Annotated in this window: 23 protein-coding genes; 4 read left to right on the top strand and 19 right to left on the bottom strand. The window is 37.5% G+C overall.

The genetic code is table 11. From position 1 onward, the window contains the following. Positions 1–142: 142 nt before the first annotated feature. The 5 genes from M3225_RS08285 to M3225_RS08265 form a co-directional block, all read right to left on the bottom strand. Positions 143–1,099 (bottom strand): siderophore ABC transporter substrate-binding protein, encoded by a 957-nt coding sequence (locus M3225_RS08285; RefSeq protein WP_251392476.1) that lies wholly within the window; start codon positions 1,097–1,099, stop codon positions 143–145. Positions 1,100–1,122: 23 nt separating this feature from the next. Continuing rightward, positions 1,123–1,881, bottom strand: a complete 759-nt coding sequence (locus M3225_RS08280) for an iron ABC transporter ATP-binding protein (protein WP_251392474.1) — start codon at positions 1,879–1,881, stop codon at positions 1,123–1,125. Continuing rightward, positions 1,875–2,822, bottom strand: a complete 948-nt coding sequence (locus M3225_RS08275; RefSeq protein ID WP_251392473.1) for an iron chelate uptake ABC transporter family permease subunit — start codon at positions 2,820–2,822, stop codon at positions 1,875–1,877. The genes M3225_RS08280 and M3225_RS08275 overlap by 7 nt, the downstream gene beginning before the upstream one ends. Then, positions 2,815–3,765, bottom strand: a complete 951-nt coding sequence (locus tag M3225_RS08270) for an ABC transporter permease (protein ID WP_251392472.1) — start codon at positions 3,763–3,765, stop codon at positions 2,815–2,817. Before M3225_RS08270 ends, M3225_RS08275 begins: the two co-directional genes overlap by 8 nt. 311 nt (positions 3,766–4,076) lie before the next feature. Then, a complete protein-coding gene (locus M3225_RS08265; RefSeq protein WP_251392467.1) occupies positions 4,077–4,883 on the bottom strand; it encodes a cell wall hydrolase in 807 nt (268 codons plus the stop codon). A gap of 363 nt (positions 4,884–5,246) precedes the next feature. On the opposite strand from M3225_RS08265, the gene M3225_RS08260 reads away from it, so the two are divergent. Beyond that, a complete protein-coding gene (locus M3225_RS08260) occupies positions 5,247–5,501 on the top strand; it encodes a hypothetical protein (protein ID WP_013057893.1) in 255 nt (84 codons plus the stop codon). Between the two features lie 81 nt (positions 5,502–5,582). Here M3225_RS08260 and M3225_RS08255 read toward each other — a convergent pair whose 3' ends face one another. Continuing rightward, a complete protein-coding gene (locus M3225_RS08255) occupies positions 5,583–5,747 on the bottom strand; it encodes a hypothetical protein (protein ID WP_251392463.1) in 165 nt (54 codons plus the stop codon). A gap of 339 nt (positions 5,748–6,086) precedes the next feature. Between M3225_RS08255 and M3225_RS08250 the strand changes: the two genes are divergently transcribed. After that, complete coding sequence (locus M3225_RS08250) at positions 6,087–7,265, top strand: styrene monooxygenase/indole monooxygenase family protein (RefSeq protein ID WP_251392461.1); 1,179 nt, start codon at positions 6,087–6,089, stop codon at positions 7,263–7,265. A gap of 108 nt (positions 7,266–7,373) precedes the next feature. On the opposite strand, the gene M3225_RS08245 is transcribed toward M3225_RS08250, so the two are convergent. From M3225_RS08245 to M3225_RS08195, 11 genes are all read right to left on the bottom strand, one after another. Then, a complete protein-coding gene (locus tag M3225_RS08245; protein ID WP_251392459.1) occupies positions 7,374–7,559 on the bottom strand; it encodes a hypothetical protein in 186 nt (61 codons plus the stop codon). 160 nt (positions 7,560–7,719) lie between these two features. Next, the gene (locus M3225_RS08240; RefSeq protein WP_251392458.1) at positions 7,720–8,049 is read right to left on the bottom strand and encodes a bh protein; all 330 of its coding nucleotides are present in this window, start codon (positions 8,047–8,049) and stop codon (positions 7,720–7,722) included. 42 nt (positions 8,050–8,091) lie between these two features. Continuing rightward, positions 8,092–9,123, bottom strand: coding sequence for a zinc-binding dehydrogenase (locus M3225_RS08235; protein WP_251392456.1), 1,032 nt, complete (start codon positions 9,121–9,123; stop codon positions 8,092–8,094). A gap of 5 nt (positions 9,124–9,128) precedes the next feature. Next, complete coding sequence (locus M3225_RS08230; protein WP_251392452.1) at positions 9,129–10,175, bottom strand: galactitol-1-phosphate 5-dehydrogenase; 1,047 nt, start codon at positions 10,173–10,175, stop codon at positions 9,129–9,131. Between the two features lie 26 nt (positions 10,176–10,201). Next, positions 10,202–11,473, bottom strand: a complete 1,272-nt coding sequence (locus M3225_RS08225; RefSeq protein ID WP_251392451.1) for a PTS galactitol transporter subunit IIC — start codon at positions 11,471–11,473, stop codon at positions 10,202–10,204. 55 nt (positions 11,474–11,528) lie between these two features. After that, a complete protein-coding gene (locus M3225_RS08220) occupies positions 11,529–11,813 on the bottom strand; it encodes a PTS sugar transporter subunit IIB (RefSeq protein WP_251392450.1) in 285 nt (94 codons plus the stop codon). Positions 11,814–11,855: 42 nt separating this feature from the next. Beyond that, the gene (locus tag M3225_RS08215; protein WP_251392448.1) at positions 11,856–12,152 is read right to left on the bottom strand and encodes a PTS sugar transporter subunit IIB; all 297 of its coding nucleotides are present in this window, start codon (positions 12,150–12,152) and stop codon (positions 11,856–11,858) included. A gap of 1 nt (position 12,153) precedes the next feature. Continuing rightward, positions 12,154–12,639 (bottom strand): PTS sugar transporter subunit IIA, encoded by a 486-nt coding sequence (locus M3225_RS08210; RefSeq protein ID WP_251392446.1) that lies wholly within the window; start codon positions 12,637–12,639, stop codon positions 12,154–12,156. 36 nt (positions 12,640–12,675) lie between these two features. Beyond that, positions 12,676–14,718, bottom strand: coding sequence for a BglG family transcription antiterminator (locus M3225_RS08205; protein ID WP_251394362.1), 2,043 nt, complete (start codon positions 14,716–14,718; stop codon positions 12,676–12,678). A gap of 324 nt (positions 14,719–15,042) precedes the next feature. Next, positions 15,043–15,603: a signal peptidase I gene (gene lepB / locus M3225_RS08200; RefSeq protein ID WP_251392444.1), complete on the bottom strand. Its 561-nt coding sequence runs from the start codon at positions 15,601–15,603 to the stop codon at positions 15,043–15,045. 83 nt (positions 15,604–15,686) lie between these two features. Further along, the gene (locus M3225_RS08195) at positions 15,687–16,043 is read right to left on the bottom strand and encodes a nuclear transport factor 2 family protein (RefSeq protein ID WP_251392443.1); all 357 of its coding nucleotides are present in this window, start codon (positions 16,041–16,043) and stop codon (positions 15,687–15,689) included. Positions 16,044–16,463: 420 nt separating this feature from the next. Here M3225_RS08195 and M3225_RS08190 point away from each other — a divergent pair, with 420 nt between their 5' ends. Both M3225_RS08190 and M3225_RS08185 read left to right on the top strand, forming a co-directional pair. Beyond that, positions 16,464–17,123, top strand: a complete 660-nt coding sequence (locus M3225_RS08190) for a DUF975 family protein (protein ID WP_251392440.1) — start codon at positions 16,464–16,466, stop codon at positions 17,121–17,123. 112 nt (positions 17,124–17,235) lie between these two features. Continuing rightward, a complete protein-coding gene (locus M3225_RS08185; RefSeq protein ID WP_251392436.1) occupies positions 17,236–17,649 on the top strand; it encodes a DUF1259 domain-containing protein in 414 nt (137 codons plus the stop codon). A 103-nt stretch (positions 17,650–17,752) separates the two neighbouring features. Here the strand turns inward: M3225_RS08185 and M3225_RS08180 are convergent, their stop codons facing one another. Together M3225_RS08180 and phnW are read right to left on the bottom strand one after the other, a co-directional pair. Further along, positions 17,753–18,523, bottom strand: coding sequence for a DeoR/GlpR family DNA-binding transcription regulator (locus M3225_RS08180; RefSeq protein WP_251392429.1), 771 nt, complete (start codon positions 18,521–18,523; stop codon positions 17,753–17,755). Positions 18,524–18,690: 167 nt separating this feature from the next. Further along, on the bottom strand, positions 18,691–19,803 hold the full coding sequence (gene phnW / locus M3225_RS08175) for a 2-aminoethylphosphonate--pyruvate transaminase (protein ID WP_251394360.1): 1,113 nt from the start codon (positions 19,801–19,803) through the stop codon (positions 18,691–18,693). Positions 19,804–19,814: the final 11 nt, after the last annotated feature.

The following is a 19,814-nucleotide window of genomic DNA, read 5'->3' as shown; positions in this document are numbered from 1 at the left end:
TCTTTAAAGATAAGGAAACTCCTAAGCCTTGCTCTATTATTCGTTCAGTTTATAAAGCTCTTTCTTGTATATCAAAACCACTGCAAGGCAGAAAAACGTTCACTAAAAAAGGAGCTGGTTTAGACCAGCTCCTTTTTCGCTATTACTTCTCTATACCTGTTTTGATTTCTTTAATCATGCCTGCCATTGACTCAAGGCCTCCTCCAGATAAATACCAAAGGCCTGGATCAAGGTACACGACGTGATTGTTTTTCACTGCGTTAACTTCTTTTACATACTCATTTTCAACAATTTGTTTAGCAGATGATTTTTCACCAATTGCTGCGCCGCGGTCAACCACGAATAAGTAGTCCGGGTTTTGTTTAACTAAATATTCATATGCAATGCTTTGACCGTGTGTAGCATTTGGGTCAATACTTTCATCAGCTGCTTTGATGCCAAATACGTCATGAATTAACCCGTATTTAGAGCCAGGGCCAAACGCTGTCATTTTACTGTCGTTTGCCAGCATGACAAGACCCTTTTTACCTAATTTGTCAGCCTGCTTTTTCAAATCTGCAATTTGCTTGTCGATGTTTGCCAGTTCTTTTTTCGCTTGTTCTTCTTTGTCAAAAATTTGGCCTAGTACTTCTGTATTTTCTTTAAATGACTTCATATAATGCTGATTGTCTGTATCAATATAAATTGTCGGCGCGATTTTTGAAAACTCGTCAAATGATTCTGCTTGGCGGCCTTGAATAATAATTAAGTCCGGCTTTAATTCTGCAATTTTCTCAAAATCAGGCTCTTTTAAGCCACCTACATTTGCATACTTATCATCTTGATATTTTGATAGATAATCTGGGATCGCTTGTTTTGGTAAGCCCGCTACTTCAACGCCTAGTTTATCTAGCGTATCAAGCGCCCCCATGCTGAAGGTTACAACTGTTTTAGGATTTTTCTCAATTTTAATGCCGTCTTTATTCAACTGATCGGTTACCGTTACCGTCTCTTTTTGTTTACTTTCTCCACTTGATGTTTCTTTTGCCCCTTGATTACCGCAAGCAGCTACAACAATCGCAGTTAAGACTGCTACAAACATTAATAACACTTTTTTCACTTTCGTCACCTCGTGAATAAATTTTATGAAAAATACACGCAAATACGCTGCCCGTCAACCATTTCGATTGGAATATCCATATCGTATATATCCTTTAATACGGGCGTTTGAATGATGGCTTCTGTTGGACCTTCACGGATCACTCGACCGTTTTTAAGCGCCACAATATAATCTGAATAGACGGACGCAAAATTAATATCGTGAATGACAATCACAATGGTTTTGCCTAAGTCTTTTACGAGCCGTTTCAACAGCTTCATAATTTCAACAGAATGCTTCATATCCAAGTTATTGAGCGGTTCATCTAAGAAGATATACTCCGTGTCCTGTGCAATGACCATAGCGATAAAAGCTCGCTGACACTGTCCCCCGCTTAGTTCATCCAAGTATTTATCTTGAATACTTTCAAGCTTCATATAACTCAGCGCCTGATCAACCGCTTGTTCATCGCTTTTTGTTAAGCGGCCTTTTGAATAAGGAAACCGGCCGAAATTTACGAGTTCACGTACGCTAAGCCTAATATTAAGCTGGTTGGACTGTTTTAAAATGCTCATTTTTTTGGCTAAATCTGAGCTGTCAATATTCTCTATATTTTTTCCTTCTATAGATATTGACCCTGAGTCAGCTTTAATGAGACGGCTCATAATTGAAAGCAGCGTACTTTTCCCCGCTCCGTTTGGGCCGATAAATGACGTGATTTTTCCTTTTGGAATCACGACGGATGTTTTTTCTAAAACGGTTTTTTCTCCGTATGTTTTACTGACATTTGTTACTTCTACCATGATTTATTCTCCTTTAGCAGCAAATAAATAAAGTAAATTCCGCCGGCAAAGTCAATGATGACGCTCAGCGTGGTGCTGAAGGTGAACACTTTTTCAACGATAAATTCTCCTCCGACGAGAGCTATAACACTAAGCAGCAGTGATCCCATCATTAGATAGGTGTGCTTGTACGTTTTGAACAGCTCTCTCGCAAGGTTCACAACAAGCAGTCCAAGAAATGTAATCGGCCCAACTAACGCTGTAGCCACTGAGACAAAAATGGCGATCACAATCAGCATTTTTTTGACGAACTTGTCATAATCAATACCTAGATTTACCGCATGTTCTCTTCCTAGCGACAGTACATCAAAAATGGATGTAAAGCGCCACACGTAAATGCCAAGTAGGATAAAAATAACGGCTGCTATGTATAGCAAATCGGTATTAACATTGTTAAAGCTTGCAAATGATTTATCCTGTACAACTTGAAATTCATTCGGATCGATTAGCATTTCCATAAATGAAGACATGCTTTTAAATAAGGTGCCAAACACAATTCCAACCAGTAAAATAAAGAAAATATTCTTACCGGCTTTTTTGAACATCAGTATGTAAAGCAAGACCGAAAAAATAATCATCAGCGAAACACAAAGAAGAAAATTAAGATTTTTGTTCATGATGACAATATTCGTCGAGCCAAAGATGTACACAATAAACGTTTGCAGAAATAAATACAGTGAATCCAGTCCTAGAATACTAGGAGTTAAGATTCGATTATTTGTAATCGTTTGAAAGATAACAGATGAAAACGCAATGGCTCCTCCGGTTAAAACAATCGCAGCGACTTTTTCAATTCTTCGCGGCAGCGTGTACTGCCAGTAGCCTAAATCGTAGCCAATAAACAGTGCCACTGATAAAATGGCCAGCGCGGCAAGAATGATGATTTTATATTTGTTATGCATAACGACCTCTCCTTATCAGCATAAAAAGAAAGATCGCACTTCCTATTACACCCACCATTAGCCCAATGGAAATTTCATAAGGGAAAATAATGAGTCTGCCTAAAATATCACATGCAAGTACAAACACTGCTCCAAGCAGCGCTGTATGAGGCAGACTTTTTCGTAAATGATCTCCACGGTAAATCGATACGATATTTGGAATAATCAACCCTAAAAAAGGCAGCATGCCAACGGTCAAAATCGTAATTGACGTAATAAGCGAAACGATGACTAATCCAATGTTCACGATTTGTTTATATTTCACGCCTAAATTGATTGAAAAGCTTTCTCCCATACCAGCAACCGTGAACTTGTCTGCATAAAGATAAGCAATTATTAAGAGCGGTATACTCAGGTATAAAAGTTCATATCTCCCTTTGACCACAAGCGAAAAGTCACCTTGCAGCCATGAAGAAAGGTTTTGAATCAAATCGTATTTGTAGGCGATGAAGGTAGCTAAGGAACTTACAATACTACCGAGCATTAGACCGACTAGTGGAATATAAATCGTATCGTTGAATTTAATTCTGTCTAGTATTCTCATAAACAATAGATTACCCGCAAGTGAGAAAATGAAAGCAATGGTCATTTTTAATAGAGGGCTTGCTGAAGCAAATACTAGTAGAGAAATTAACACACCAAGTCTTGCCCAGTCCATTGTTCCGGCAGTCGTTGGAGATACAAACTTATTTCGCGTAATTTGCTGCATAATTAATCCGCAAATACTAAGGCTCATTCCCGCCATAATAATACTCAAAAGCCTTGGAAAACGACTAAAAAACAGCGTTTGACTTTCTTCTTTTGTTAAATGAAACAGATCTACTGCTGACAAATCTTGTACTCCTATAAAAAGAGAAGCAACCGCTAGTACGGCAAACACAAGAATTAACTGATAAAACTTCAACTTTCCTTACTCCTTTCTTACCGCTATAAGTCTACTTATCTCCTCCTTCACCATCTGTAAATGATTATCATTATCAATCGACTTCTTTTATCATATCATTATTCTCTAAATAATCAATGGTTTTATCAAAATTTAGGCAAAAAAAATACCTTAACAGGTAGCTCTATTAAAGCATTTTAAGTTTAATTACGTTTGAAAATGACGATTCCTCTCTGCATACAAAAAGGATGGCTCCTTGTTGCCATCCTTTTTGTGTATTAACTTCATATACATATATATGAAATATATGTTTGTATTTGAAAGAAATCTGCTTATTTTGCAAATACATGGTTTCCGATAACTGCCGTTACTTGCTGCGTTGCAACCCATTGGCTTTCGGCAATTTGCGGATTATAGAAAAACAGCGCATCGTTTTCATGTGGGTTTGCTAATGCTTCGTTTACCGCTCGTTTTGATTCTTCTGATGCAGGCTGATTAATCGCTCCGTTTGCTACTGGTGAAAATTGATATACGCCGTTTCCTAGCTGCTGATAAATAACGTCGTGAATGTTATTTGGGAATTCCGGTGAAGCTACACGGTTTAATACCACAATTGCTACCGCTACTTTTCCTTGGTACGGCTCACCTTTTGCTTCTGCCTCTACTAATCTTGCTAGTAAATCTTGATCTTGTGCAGAAACCGATGTAGACGGAGCAGTTTGTGCCGGCGCCGGTGCTTCTCCTTGAAGTTTTAATGTTTGTCCGATGGTAATGATATCACTTTGTAAACCGTTAACAGCTTTTAACTGATCCACAGTCATGCCGTTTTGTGTTGCAATATGATATAAAGTTTCGCCTTGTGCTACTGTATGTACAGATGATGCCGGACTAGCGGCAGGTTGTACTTGTCCCTGGTCAGGAATCGTTAATGTTTCTCCAACGTAAATCATGTCGTTTTGACGGTTATTAGCACCTTTCAGCTCATCTACCGTAACCCCATTTTGTTGGCCAAGCCCCCACAAGGTATCTCCTTTTACGACTTTGTGCGAAGCTGCTGCTGATGCTGTTCCTTGACTTGCTAGAAATGCTACAGACGCTGCAGAAGCAACTGCCCATTTTTTTACACGTTTTTTACTCACAAAAACTACCTCCTAAAATTTGAACCTGTTATTACCTTAGCACATAGATTCGCCTTTTCATTAAAAAAAACAGTAACATTTGTTCTAATTGGATTAAGTTTCTTACAGTGCCATTCATTATGTTACAACTTTTACATGTCCCTTAAAGAATATGTAGAAATATGACGATTTCATTGCGAAACGAACTTTTTATCTATTTACTTAGATTCCTCTTTCTGTAAAAACCTTGATTTTATTTATGATTAATCTCAGAGATAAAAAGGAAAACAGCAGGCAAATAGAGAAATAGTGTAATTATTGAGGAATGATTCAACGCTTCTTTGTCAATTTACGTTTGTTTATTAATAAAGGAGGTCTATTTGGATGTGTGCAAATAAAATGTATGTGACGTATAATACGGAAAAACCGGCTATTACGATTCAAGGAGCTTTTTATCATACAGGAGGAACGCAGGAAGAGTTTTTGCGGGAATTCAAGTACTGGCTTGAATCCCACGGCTGGTCATTTATGGGGGTAACAAATGAAACGACGATGACGACGGCAAACAAAGAGTTAAAAGAAACGATGGAACAGCATAAAATAGAGGGCAAAAAAGTTCAAAGACTAGAAGATTTATAACGATTGCTTCTATGCCCCCTCACACATGTCCAAACACCACTACGTAAAAAAGCCTTTAGATGAGCTAAAGGCTTTTTTACATTAACGAGAAAGTACGACCACCTTCTGATTTTCTATTCGCTCTTCAGTAGGCTTCCTCATTTCTTTTTCCGTCCATACACCAATGCGTTTTTGTCTTTTCCCAAGCGGCTGTTTTTCACATGCATAACAAATTTCTGAAATATCATCAAAATGAGCCAACGACATCTTTATCCCTCCTTTTCTAAATATACACAGGCAAGTTAGTATGCTACTTCCCTTATTTTCCAAAGCTAAACTACTTCATTTTATATTTAAATGATTTATAAACAAACGGAATAAATAACTTCTACTTTATTAACATTTTGATAGTTTTATTTAGATATAGACGGGTAAACAAAAACTATCCCACCTCACACCCTGAAGTTTGAAACTGTCACGTAAAAAAAGCTGCTTTGTATAAAGCAGCTTTTTTTATGTTTTTATGTTTTTCCCAGCTGTATAAGTGATAAAATCTACATAACATCTAAAGAAACAGCCTCACGATTAAAAGAGGAGGGAAACCATTTGAAGAAACGTATTGCCATTATCGGAAGCGGAACCGCTGGCCTTCAGTTAGCTTATGCGCTTAGAGAAGAGTTTGAAGTAAAAGTCTTTCATTGTCGTTCCGCTGATGAGATAAAAAGCGGCCGAGTCATGTCGACTCAAGTTCATTTTGCGACTACTAGAGAGCGCGAAAGACGTTTTAACATGCCTGTATGGAATGAGCAATCTCTTATCAAAAGTATTCATATCAACCTTGGAGATCAGAAGCTGTTTACTGGTTTATTAAATGAACCCGCTCTTTCTGTTGACCAACGTTTGTATTTTTCAACATGCCTGAATGACCTGACTCATAAAGGTGTATCTTTCACTTTGCAAAAAATAGATTCAAACACTCCGTTGCCGTTTATGGATGATGTTGATTTAGTTATTGATTGTACAGGCAAGGCTGGACCGCTTTTTCCTTTTCCCATTGAAAAAGAGCAATCGCCTTTTCGTATGCCTCAGCGAAAGTGTATTGTAGGTTATTTTTCAGGCATCGCACCTCTGAATCCGCAGGGCATAGGTGTGACCGTTATTCCTGAACTAGGTGAAATGTTCGAAATTCCAGCAGTAACGGAAACAGGACCTGTGACTATCTTATTTATGATGCCCCTTCCAAATCGTCCATTGGATTTGTTTCGAGGCATAAAAACGCCTCAGGAATTTACTCAAAAAATGTTTGAAGCCGTCCGTTCCTTCTTTCCAGACATTTATGCACGTATCAACGAGGCTACCTTTTCTTTGTGTGACAAACAAGGTTTTTTACAAACGGCTATTACACCCGTCATTCGAAAACCTTATACAATATATCAGGATACGCTTGTTCTCGGCTGTGGCGACAGTGTATTTTTAAATGATCCGATTACAGGTCAAGGTTGCAATCTTGCTTCTTATTGCGCGGAACAGTTATATGAAATATTAATAGACTATAAAGATTCTACTTGGAATGAGAAACTAGGTGAAACCTACTGGGAGCAAACTAAACCATTCGTTACACAAGTAACTGAATGGACAAATGCTATGACCGATCCCCTTCCTTCTCACATTGTAGGCATGCTACTTGAAGGCGCAAAAAATCAGCAAATTGCCAATCAGATTGCTGAATGGTTTGCGAATCCTGTAAGTGCTCATCAAGCTTTTTTTTCAAAAACTACTAGTTAAATACAAAACTACCTGTAGCATTTTAAGAAAAGGCAAATGCTACAGGTAGTTGTATATGAATCATAATAACAGGCAGCGCTAACTCGCATCTCTTTTACAAACATAGCGCTATGTTTTTGATACATCCCCCATATTTGTTATAAAGCAAGTATGACAAATATCTTCAATGCCTGTACAACTGGTGATGATGTCTTTCTTTCCTTCTTTTTTAATAGAAGAAAGTTCTAGATTTACGAGCCGATCCGTCACAGGGTAGTAGGCAACCCAACGTTTATTTTCTAGTCGTTCATCCATCCCATACCTTCACCTTCTTAGACTTTAAAGTAAAGATATGTGTAAATACTGCTTTATAATTCATTCCATATCGGAGAACCATTTACTATACCCTTTCTTGAAACGTACAAAACATGGGTTTTAAGGAAAAATTTATACACAAAGTTTCAAGAACAGCAGTTCATTTTTTGTAGCGGTGAATAGTATGCATGGATTCGTTAAAATCTTTCATTAGACGATAAGGCTTGCACACTAACCTGATAGGAATTTCAGTTAAAAATCTATTTATATCTTTTTTATATTCTTTCGATATTCGATTAGGTTTCGTAGAGATACGCTTATAGACCTCTTTATAGAACTCTTTCAAAACATCAACTTTAAATACCATTGTACGGTTGCATTCATGACATTCTACGCGCACAATTTTGCCGTTAATATAATAAACGTGATGCGGAAGTTCCTCTTTGCAACCGTTACAATATAAATCGGCTTCCATTTGCGTATCTTTCACACTTCCTCCCTCCCTGATTTACATTATTTATATAGTTCATTTCTACGACTGAACAAGCACTTTTATTTCATTACCTGATAAAACGGCTTCGAATCCTTGACGCCAATAATCAAGAGGTACAATTTTAGTGATCATTTTCTCTGTATTAATTTTCTTTTCTTCAAGAAGTTTCAAAGCAATATGCCAAGAACTTGGTTTCTGAGAACGCGTGCCGATATATGTAATTTCTCTTTGAATGATAGATTCTTGATCTAAAAGGTTTAATTTTTCGGAGAAAATCCCTACTTGTACAAACGTTCCTTTTTTCTTAACCAGCGGCAATCCTTGGTTTAAAGCCTGGACAGCACCTGAACACTCAAATAACTTGTCAACACCGTATCCGTTTGTATACGCCAACACAATTTCTTCTAAGCTTTCTTTTTGGATATCTACCGCTACGTCAACTCCTAAGGACTTAGCTAACTCTAAACGCTTCTGATCTTTTGTTATACCTGCTAATATAACAAACGCTCCTTGTGCTTTTACGACTTGTGCTTGTAGTAAGCCAATTGGACCTGGCCCAAAAATTAAAACTTTATCTCCTTTTTTAACAACTGTTTTTTCTAAAGCTGCATGAACGCAGCAAGCTAGGGGCTCAGTTAAAGCAGCTGCTTTTAAGTCGACTGCATCCGGCAGCACATGGACACTTTCTTCACGTGAAATAACATATTCAGCAAAGCTGCCGTTTATTTGTGTGCCTATTCCTTTTCGATGGGCGCACAGATTATAGTCTTTTTCTAAGCAGTAATCACACTCTCCGCACGTCACAAATGTTGTTTCACTCGTTACTTTATCGCCAACTTTTACTTTTGTGACATCTTTACCTACTTCAACGACTATACCGGAAAACTCATGCCCGAGCACAACCGGCGTCTGGGAATTTTTATATTGACCTGTAAACGTGTGGATATCCGTACCGCATATTCCGGTATACGCTACTTTAATCTTCACTTGGTTTTTCTGGACTTCTGACTCAGGGATTGTTTTCAACAGCATCTTATCGTAGCCTGGCTCTACCTTCATGACTGCCTTCATTTTTTTCACTCCTCATTTGGAATTATTAGCACTTTTCCATAAGCTTCTTCTCGATTAATAATCATATTAAATGCTTTTTGCGTGTCTTCTAACTTGAAGCGATGAGAAACTAATTCTTTTAATCTAATCTTTCCATTTAAAATAAAGTCAACGCTTGTTTTCCACTCTTTCCCGGGAAAAGGTGCAGAATAAGAGTTCCAGAAACCTTGCAACGTAAGCTCTTTTCTAAAAATACTCTCAAATGCTGCTTCAGATAAACACACATCTGAATAAGCAATACCTAAATATCCAACCTTCCCTTTTTTACGAGTAACGAGCAGGCACTGCTCTTGAGTGACAGGGGAACCTGCACATTCGAGTGTAAGATCCACCCCTCTTCCTTTTGTATATTCATTAATTTTTTCAAGGACATTTTCATAGCGGGCATGGATCACTTTTTCACAGCCTATGGCCCTCGCTTCTGCAAGTTTTTCACTAGAAATATCGATGGCGATGATTTCTTTTACACCCGCAATTTTCAACCATTGAATCGTCAACATTCCAATGACTCCTGCTCCAAAGACAGCTGCAGTGTCTCCTATTTGCGGATGAATATTAAGTACTCCATGGAGCGCTACTGCTAAAGGTTCTATCATAGCTGCTTCTTCAAAGTCCATCTCTCCTACTTGTATAACATTAGAAGCTGGAATATTGACATACTGAGCGAATCCACCAAATGATTGCGCGCCAATCATTCCGTAGTTTTCGCATAATGAATACTGCCCTTTTTGGCAATATTCACATGCGCTGCACGGTTTAAACGGAATAGCAGCTACTCTGTCTCCAACGTTCAAATCTGTTACTTTTTCTCCTTTTTCAACGATATATCCAGCAAATTCATGACCCATAATGGCAGGCAGTGGATACTTCCATCTGCGTGTCATTTTGTGTGTATCCGATCCGCATATTCCTGCTGCCATTACTTTTATTTTGACTTCGTTCGCTTGGCAGGAATCAATGCCAATATCTTGATAAATAATTTCATTTTTTTCATGTAGCACAGCCGCTTTCATTGCCTTACCTCCTGTTTATGTCTATTTTAAAAAATAGAAGCCCACAGCTGAGAGAACTTAAGAATAAGCCAGTTAAATAAGTTTCCTCCCATGTCTAAACTTGAGATTTGTGTTGCACCTTCTGGCATCGAAAACTGAGCTCCTGATAACATTTGCGTATGCACATCTGCAAAATTCGTTGCCATATAGAGTGATAGCGCTACCATAATAGTGCCCGAAATAAGAGAGTGTATAATATTTCCTCTTAATGAACCCACAACAAAAGCTACATAGAAAGGAATGGTAGCCAAATCCCCAAACGGCAATACTTTATTCCCAGGCAAAATGACAGCTAAAAGTAATGTAATGGGGACAAGTAACAGTGCTGTAGCCATAACGGATGGATGTCCTACTGCAAGAGCGGCATCTAATCCAATATATATTTCACGATCACCATATCGTTTTTGAAGAAAAGAACGAGCTGCTTCAGAAATTGGAATAAGTCCTTCCATTAAAATTTTAACCATTCTAGGCATCAAAAGCATAACCGCTCCCATTGAAATACCTACCTGAAAAACTTTACCGAGATCATAGCCTGCTAATATACCGATTACACACCCTAAGATTAAGCCCATCATCATTGGTTCACCGAAAATACCAAATCGTTTTTGAATAGATTCGGGATCTGCGTTCAACCTTTTAATCCCTGGAATCCTTGATACACCCATGCCTACTAAAATACCAATTGGTCCAAACGCAGCTGTAGAGCCCGTAGGAAGAGAAATTCCTTCTAACCCGTAAAATTTTTGAACCATTGGCGCCGTCTTATCTGCTACAAATAAAACAGCAATTTCATACAGAACGGTACACAGTATTGCAAACCACCAGCTTCCTGTGACAACGTATCCTGTTGCACCGGCAGCGATAAAGTGCCAGTAGTTCCAAATATCAATATCAAGCGTCTTAGTCAGTTTTAATAAAAGCAAAATAATATTTACAAACAAGCAAACAGGAATTAGAATAGCTGCAACGGGAGATGCCCAAGATATTGCAGCGGCAGAAGGCCATCCTGTATCGATAACAGTTAGGTTTAGACCAAATCGTTCAACCATTGCTTGTGCGGCTGGTCCTAAGTTTTTTACAAGTAAGTCAATAACTAAATTGATGCCGACAAAACCAATTCCTATTGTAATTCCAGATTTAAACGCTTTTTTTGCTCCTGTTTTAAATAACAGGCCTAAGATAAAAATGGCAATTGGTAAAATAACTGTAGGTCCTAGATTTAATACTGCTTGCACACCTGATAGAAGTTTATCCATATCCATCCCTCATTTTTCTTTTGTCATTTCCTAAAATGGAGGCAACACGTGATACCTATGCTTGTAAATGCGTCAGAATTTTTTGATCCAGTGCTTCCATGCCCATCCCCGTGATATAGGAGGTTGCGCTTAATGCTGGGATGCTGTACGTTGTGGGTAAAATCGTTGTCGATACAATTAAATCCGCTCCTTCTTGACGAGAGGCTACTTCGGCAATTTTACACTGCACAACTTCGGCGTTAATGCCCTTGTCTTTTAACAAATTTTCTACTCGTTCACACACCACTGTTGATGTTGCAATTCCCGCTCCGCATGCTACTAATACCGTATATTTTTTCATTTTGCTCATCTCCTGATTTATTATTTTGAATTTTCTGATTTATTAATTTGCAAGTGTTTTATTTAAAGCATCTATTATTTTTTGGTCCAGTGCTTCCATGCCAATTCCCGTGATATAGGAGGTTGCACTTAATGCTGGAATGCTGTACGTTGTGGGTAAAATCGTTGTCGATACAATTAAATCCGCTCCTTCTTGACGAGAGGCTACTTCGGCAATTTTACACTGCACAACTTCCGCGTTAATGCCGTTGTCTTTTAATAGATTTTCCACTCGTTCACACACCACTGTTGATGTTGCAATTCCCGCTCCGCATGCTACTAATACCGTATACTTTTTCATTTTACTTCTCCCCTTTTGTACTAATTTTTTCAACTCTGGTAAAAATAGCTTGAACATCCCTTTGATTTTCAGCATGTAATAATTGCTCTATTTTTTGCTGATCTTGAATGATTTGCATCAGCTCCTGCAGTACTGTTAACTGGGTATGAGGCTGGTTTAAACCTAAAAGAAGCACAATGCGCACATCCACTTTTTTTGTATTGTCATCCATTAAATAAAACGATACAGGTTTTTGTAAGGTAACTACACTAATAAACTGTTCAAAAACGTGCTCTGGATCTGTATGAGGGATTGCTACGCTGTAATCGCCTATTTTAAGACCTGTCGGAAAAGATGCTTCTCTTTCCTTAATTTTTGTCAAAAAGTTTTCACTGACATATCCTTTGCCAAATGCCTCTTTGTACACCATTTCAAAGATATCAGCTTGATCTTTACAAACACTATTTAACTTCAATAATTCTTCTTTTAAAAAAGGCTGTAATGTCACGATTGTATCCTCCTTACTATGCATTCTGTCCAATAATTAGATAGAATGCGTTTTAATTATTTCATAGACTTTATGTTTTTCATTTAGCCGTTTCATCTCATTTATTACCCCGTTCATTTCCGCTAACTTCATCAGCTGCAGCATAGCGTTTAAATGTTTCTTTTTATCAATAGCTGCGATGACAACAATAAAATGCACTTTTTGCTCTCCACACAATAAGCCTTCTTTTATCTTAAGTAAGCTCATGCCTACTGCCTGAACACCATCCTCTGGGCTTGCGTGAGGTATTGCAACATTAAGTCTTAGTACAATATGTGGAGACATAGACGGATATTGTTCCTGCATTTTATCAATATAAGCTTCAGTAATAACGCCTTTATGTAAAAGCGGGGCAGCGGCTATTGAAATAGCTTCCTTCCAACTTTCTACTTGATCGCGCAGCACAATTGTTTCGGGTGTAATTAAATCAGCTAAACTGTATTCTTGATTTTCACTTGTTTCGTTTAATACTTGGAGAGAAAAATAATCTTGCAGTGCTTTTTGAAGTTGAGACTTCTGATCAACTTTTGCGTATTTTTCAATGACACTTATTAACTGTTCAATGTTTACCACAGATGTATTTAATCCAAATATGGTTTGAATGACTCGCTGCCGAAGCTGCAGCTTTTGAAAGTCTGAAATAAATTGCTCCACAATAAACAAATGCTTAGAAGTTTGCACAGGAACAGGAGAAAATACCATATCAAATTCTGCTTTTGATTGCTCAAATTCTCGAATTGAAAGAGCTTCGTAGAAATAAAATTCTGGAAACAAGTCACGCAGGGTGTGCTCCATCAAATGTGAAATGGATACTCCGTTAGGACAAACAACAACCGCTCTCTTTTTCAGCTGTATCGTTTCGCCGCTGTTAATTAAATGTCCGCCAATAAAAACGGTAATGAACATCACTTCGCTTTCAGGAATAGAGCAGCCAATATAAGTTTCAAAAGGCTTTAATGAATCTTTTACAATATAGTGAATGGCTTCAAACTCCTCGCTAACTTTTTCAATTATTGAATAGTTAGTAGTTAGCTGATATTTTATGCGATAGTAAGCTGGTTTCATATGCAGGACTAATTTTTGAAGCAGCTTCTCTTTTTCTTTAAAGGTGATACATGCTTTTTTCTCAAATAATGCAAGACTATTTTTTAATGAAGATTTTAATTCAAGGGTTTCTTCATCTCTAAAAAATTGGGAGGATAGAACGTTAGATGTAAGTAATTGTAATGTAATAAATAAACGTTCTTCCTTTGGGATACAAGCAGCATCTTCAATTAAAATTTCCGCAGCTTCAAACTCTTTTGTATCCGACAGTTCTTCATAATCGATATGATAAGAATCTTCAATTAAGTTTCCTTTTTTAATTCGTTTTAACAAGATAGCTATTGTATATGGAAGAAGTTTTATTTTTTGATCGATAAATTGAAGTGCTAAACGCTTTTCTACTTTTTCCATTTGTTCTTTTAATCTCTGAATTTCTTCCTTTGAAATTCCTGTATACGCTTGAATGTACGCCTCACCTTGATACATGTCATATACGGTCCGCAGTACTTCAATGAGCAGCTTTCTTTTATTCCATTCACTTCCTACTATGTCGTATCCATGCATTCGTGAATAAACAATTTCAAGATGATAATCATTTACAATTTTTTGTGTATATTTCATATCTCTTAATACCGTATTTTTACTCACTGATAGCGAGCTAGAGAAATGAAGTAAAGATAATTCTTCTTCGCTGCTTAATAGCATCAGCAAAACCAATTGAGCTCTTTCTTTTTCAGAAGGAATATAACTTCCAGCAGAGTGTTCGACTTTTTCAGCAAACAGTTCCATTAGAAGAGGATCAATAATAAATTTCCCCCCGTTCGTTCGCTGAATTTTTGGATAGTTGTTACCCTTTAACCAGTCATTGATTTTTGTAAAGCTGTAGCTAATCTGCCTCCGTGAAAGATGATACTTTCTCTCCAATTCTGTATTAGAAATTCCTGGATTACTAACCACTCTTTTTAAAATTAAATTGCTCCTTTCATCTAGATGCATCAATTGCTCCCCCCTTGCTTAAATTTATTCTATCACTGATTTTCACTGAAATGTTTACGCTTTCATTACCACTTCTGGTTGAATTATTGTGCAACTTGATGGTTAACTCTTCCTTACCATTTTAGACATTTTGCTAGTGCTCAGAAAGAAAAAGAAAAACTATTTTTGACTACGATTTTTGCGTCACAGTGAATAAAAAAAGTTTAATTTCTAATCTCTTAACAGCTGTTTAACCGGTATAAAGCAAAACATTTTTTGAAATCAGTTCTTTTAACCCAACAAAAAAGACTGACGAATTAAATTCCGCCAGTCTTTTTACCTTTTTTATTTCGGTTCGCCTACTTCATTTAACGGATAGTAGCGAAACTGCACTTTTCCGATAACAGATTTTTGTGAAATAAAGCCAAATGCTCGTCCATCATGACTTACAGGACGGTTGTCCCCCATTACAAACAGTGAATTTTTCGGTACCTTCACTTTGCCATCAGTTGCAGGCAGCGTTTGAAGCGTAAAATCTTCCGTGAATTTTTCATTAGGTGCAAGAGATTTTTTAGATTCTTTTAAATACGGCTCTTTGTAAGCTTTGCCGTTAATATACAGAACGTCATTTTTTATTTCCACCGTATCTCCTGGCAGTCCAATTACACGTTTAATATAATTTTCATCTGCATCCGGTGCATGAAATACAATCATATCAAAGCGATCAACATCACTGATTTTATTTAAAATGACGCGGTTTGAATCTTCAAACGTTGGAGACATTGATTCTCCGTGGACCGTAGTCGGCGCAAATAAAAAATGGCGAACTCCCACTACAATAACCAGTGCAATAACAATGGATTTAATCCATGAAAACACTTCTTTTTTTACATTATTTTTGCTCATCTCAAAACATCCCTTACGTCAAAATATACTTTCATCATAGCATCAAATAGAGGGAAAGTATAATAATAACCGAATAATCTTATTTATTGATCACCGTTTGTCATTGTACCTTGGTGGAAAAACAAGCGCCACTTTTCTTCTCTTTTTCGCCAAATAGAACTGCGAAGCGTCTTTTTTCCTGCCGTATGGTTCATAAGATGATATGTAGTTAACACGCAGTCAGGAGACAATACGTCTACATGAAAATGAGATATCTCAAATACATCTGGCGAAAGTACATGATTGTCGTTGTAATCTTCTCGTTTCCATACCCTGCCCGAGCTGCCGAACTCCACGTAATCATCTGCAAGAATGTTTGAAAGCTCTTTAGCAGAGGTGCGTACTTCTGGTTTTAAGTGCATGCATTCTAGCTCATAAAATGTTTGGATAGTATTCTTCATTTTTACTCATCTCCTCTTACACTTAGTATAAAAAAATAACGTGTTATTTTCACTCGAACAATTAATACTTCATATCGGTTTATAGATATGAGTATGGTTTGTTCAGCTAACGTTATAGCTTCTATTCTTACCTGCAATCCAATCGCTAATGATTTTCACCACAATTCCTATGACAAATACTGTGAGAAAAGAATAAAACATTGTGCTTTACTTTTTTACATCCATATTCTCCTAAAACACTTTGTATCTATTTATCGTTTTCTATCTGTCTAGTAAAAATTTTTCGTAAGAGCTTTCCTTTTCATCTCAGAACCTATTGACTATTATTTTCATTTCATACAAAATTAACAATTGTGCATGGTTTACATGTTAATACGAGCAAAAAAGGTACATATTTTGCAACATTAAAGGAGGAACAATATGAACATCGGTACGATTAAAAGAGAAGCCAAAGCTTCTTTAAAGAATCGCTGGGGACTAGCAATTTTACTGACGGTAGTGACGTACGGAGTATATACGCTTCTACCTATTCCATTTGAGATTGTGGCAAGCGGCGGCTATGAAAATTGGATAAACGATGAATCTGATTCTGCTGCCTCATGGATTTCAACTGCATTTGCCATTGTCTTCTCGCCTCTTCTGATGGCAAACTACTGGGCATTTTTAGGTTTGGCGCGAGGCGAATCTGTCCAAGTAGGACATTTGTTTAAAACATTCCAAGACTTTGGTCTTTATGTAAAGTCATTAGGGATTTATGTATTAATGACTCTTTATGTGATGCTGTGGTCACTGCTTTTACTGATTCCTGGAATTATTAAAGCACTAGCATATTCACAAACGTATTTTGTTTGTAAAGATAATCCCACTTACTCGATGAATCAAGCGATTACAGAAAGCCGCAGGTTGATGAATGGCTATAAAGGACAGTACTTCCTGCTGCTGTTAAGCTTTCTTGGATGGTTTTTATTAAGTATTTTCACACTGGGAATCGGCTTTTTATGGTCTATTCCATACCTTTCTGCTTCACTTGCTCGTTTTTATGAAAATCTTTTAAACGAACGCTCATCACATGCTGAATAATAAAAAACCTCTTCATCGTGAAGAGGTTTTTTTCATAAGAACGCTATTTGCATAAGTGAAGCTCCTATGTCATAAAGCTTACTAAGAGACTAGAAGAAAGGCAGGAGCTCATATGTATACCACAAGTGAGATTTGTCAGCAGTTTGGCCAGATTTTAAATGCTAAAAGCAAAGTTAGTCCAACGGGATGCTCAGTGTCGCTTAAAAGAAGCTTTCAAGCTCAAGTTCAGGGGCGGAAAAGCAGCTCTGTCGTTCCTATTGGTGTATCATTTGAGGCGATAGACGCACAGGGCAACGCGTTAAACTTGGCTGAAATTGCTATTTTACAAGAAGAAATTCCTCGTTTTACGGAAGCGGCTGCGCGCCAAGGACTTATCGTAAGCGCTTTGCATAACCACTGGCTTTTTACAGAACCTGTCCTTATGTATCTTCACATTCAATCTGTAGAGCCTCCTTTACACTTCGCGAAAAAACTGGCTTTTTGTTTTTCAATGCTCAAAAGTCTTCCCGTTCCGACGAACGAATAATTTATTAAACGCATCTCTCGAGTACATTAGAGCGGTGAGAGATGTTTTTTGTACCTATAGATTATTAATATAGCTAAAGGAAACCTCCTTACCTTTTTTATTTTTAACATTTTATCCAGCATGCGTCCAAGTCTCCCCAAGTCTCCGGAAGAGGAGCAGTGCATAAAATATAATCAATGTGCTTTAAAGAATCTATTTTGTAGTTCGCCTTCACTTCTAGCTTGGAATGATCAGTCAATACAATGGTCTGATTTGCATTGGCGATGAAGACTTTAGACAGCAGGCACTTTTCTAAATCAAAGCTCGTAATCCCAGCTTCGGGATGAAGGCCGTCAATTGAAATAAAGGCTTTATCTACATAAAATTCTTTTGCAACCCTTTCTGCTAGGGATCCAGAAGCCCGAAAATGCTTACTTCTTACATGACCTCCTAGAAAAATAATTTCTCCGCTGAAAACCTGCTTGTTTTGGTAGTCAATTAGCATAGTCACAAGAGGAAAGGAATTTGTAATAACCGTTATATTAGAAATATTGACAAGTGACGAAACCATTTGCATGGTCGTGCTGCCTTCATCTATAAAAATAACGTTGCCTTCCTCTATCAACTCAGTTGCTTTACTCCCTATTTTTTTCTTTTCTTTGCTTCTTATGACTTCTCGCTCAAACATAGGCGGCTCAGTAATTTCTGTTTCTATTTTCACGGCCCCGCCATACACTTTTTTTAACTTTTTTTCCCCTTCTAATTCTTCTAGATAACGGCGAATAGTCTCAGTCGATACATTAAAAGCGTGTGCTAAGTCGTTTACTTTGACTTGCCCTTGATGTTCAATCATATCTAAAATTGTTTTTTTACGTTGTTCTGCCAATAAAGACACATTATTGCACTCCTAACTCTACGAAAAAATTTGCTCATGTAAAGATGATATTTTCTTTCTTCATGTCCAGTAAGACCTTGCTTCTTTAACTCTTGAAAGATAGTACTCCGCTAAATTTAATACTGGTTCGCGAGAAATGTTGCCGGGACTACCTAAACAAAATACTTTCATTGCTGAATCTCCTTCCGCCTCACTGTCGAATGAATCGCTTCTAGCAACCTTTCGATATCTTGTTTATGTACGTCTCCAATGTTTCCAATTCTAAAGGTGTCAACTTGAGAAACTTTTCCTGGGTAAATGACGAAACCTTGTTTTTTTAAAGATTGATAAAATCCTTGAAATGTAAAAAGAGAATAGTTAGGGTAAAGAAATGATGTAATAATAGGTGACTGCTGTTTTGATTGCAGTAGCGTATTAAACCCTAGCTTCCTCATTCCTGTCACTAGCAAGTGCTGATTTTCTCGATACCGCTTAAAGCGAGCTTGGACTCCTCCTTCTTTTTCAAGTTCCAGTAGCGCCTGATAAAATGCCCGGACCACATGAGTTGGGGAGGTAAAGCGCCATTTCCCTTTATCCCTTTCCATCGTTTTATATTGATCATAAAGGTCGAGTGAAAGGGAACGGGCATTTCCTTTACACTTTTCAAGCTCATCTGTTTTAGCAATAACAAATCCGAATCCAGGAACACCTTGAATGCATTTATTCGAACTGCTGATAAGCAAATCGATCTGCAGCTGCTCTATATCCATTGGTATACCGCCAAAACTGCTCATGGCATCTACAATAGTCATTTTATTATAGCGCTTAGCAATGCAACATACTTCTTCGATAGAATTTAAAATTCCTGTTGTCGTTTCACAGTGAACGACAGCTATATGAGTGATGTCTTCGTCTTCCTGAAGCATTCGTTCAATCACATCTGTATCAAGAGACTCAGTTTCATTTACTTTATATACAGTGTTATTAATTCCGATTGCTTCACACATCTGAACCATTCTTAAGCCGTAAGCTCCATTTGCTGCTATTAGGATTTTCCCTTTAGTCCTCGGTATGAACGTTCCTATGGCTGCTTCTACACAAAACATGCCGCTTCCTTGCATTAACACAGCAGTGTATAAAGAAGACGCCGTTGCCAGCTTGACTAAGCGCTTTCTTATATCTTGGACCAGATTATTATATTCATCATCCCATGTACACCAATCTTTCAGCATCGTTTTACGAACCGAAGCTGTCGTAGATAATGGACCTGGAGTTAAAAGTAAATATGGATTTTTCATGATAATCCTCCTTT

The sequence above is a fragment of the Priestia aryabhattai genome, assembly GCF_023715685.1.
Taxonomy (GTDB): domain Bacteria; phylum Bacillota; class Bacilli; order Bacillales; family Bacillaceae_H; genus Priestia; species Priestia aryabhattai_B.
The sequence above is the reverse complement of the archived record's forward strand: the minus strand, read 5'-3'. Positions and strand labels throughout refer to the sequence as shown.

Bases quoted from the DNA above. Each gene is read 5' to 3' on its own strand.
- M3225_RS08235 (WP_251392456.1), bottom strand. From the start codon at position 9,123: ATGAAGGCAGTCATGAAGGTAGAGCCAGGCTACGATAAGATGCTGTTG.
- M3225_RS08225 (WP_251392451.1), bottom strand. From the start codon at position 11,473: ATGGATAAACTTCTATCAGGTGTGCAAGCAGTATTAAATCTAGGACCT.
- M3225_RS08255 (WP_251392463.1), bottom strand. From the start codon at position 5,747: ATGTCGTTGGCTCATTTTGATGATATTTCAGAAATTTGTTATGCATGT.
- M3225_RS08230 (WP_251392452.1), bottom strand. From the start codon at position 10,175: ATGAAAGCGGCTGTGCTACATGAAAAAAATGAAATTATTTATCAAGAT.
- M3225_RS08275 (WP_251392473.1), bottom strand. From the start codon at position 2,822: ATGCATAACAAATATAAAATCATCATTCTTGCCGCGCTGGCCATTTTA.
- M3225_RS08205 (WP_251394362.1), bottom strand. From the start codon at position 14,718: ATGCATCTAGATGAAAGGAGCAATTTAATTTTAAAAAGAGTGGTTAGT.
- M3225_RS08215 (WP_251392448.1), bottom strand. From the start codon at position 12,152: ATGAAAAAGTATACGGTATTAGTAGCATGCGGAGCGGGAATTGCAACA.
- M3225_RS08195 (WP_251392443.1), bottom strand. From the start codon at position 16,043: ATGAAGAATACTATCCAAACATTTTATGAGCTAGAATGCATGCACTTA.
- lepB (WP_251392444.1), bottom strand. From the start codon at position 15,603: ATGAGCAAAAATAATGTAAAAAAAGAAGTGTTTTCATGGATTAAATCC.
- M3225_RS08280 (WP_251392474.1), bottom strand. From the start codon at position 1,881: ATGGTAGAAGTAACAAATGTCAGTAAAACATACGGAGAAAAAACCGTT.
- M3225_RS08190 (WP_251392440.1), top strand. From the start codon at position 16,464: ATGAACATCGGTACGATTAAAAGAGAAGCCAAAGCTTCTTTAAAGAAT.
- M3225_RS08185 (WP_251392436.1), top strand. From the start codon at position 17,236: ATGTATACCACAAGTGAGATTTGTCAGCAGTTTGGCCAGATTTTAAAT.
- M3225_RS08260 (WP_013057893.1), top strand. From the start codon at position 5,247: ATGTGTGCAAATAAAATGTATGTGACGTATAATACGGAAAAACCGGCT.
- M3225_RS08245 (WP_251392459.1), bottom strand. From the start codon at position 7,559: ATGGATGAACGACTAGAAAATAAACGTTGGGTTGCCTACTACCCTGTG.
- M3225_RS08220 (WP_251392450.1), bottom strand. From the start codon at position 11,813: ATGAAAAAATATACGGTATTAGTAGCATGCGGAGCGGGAATTGCAACA.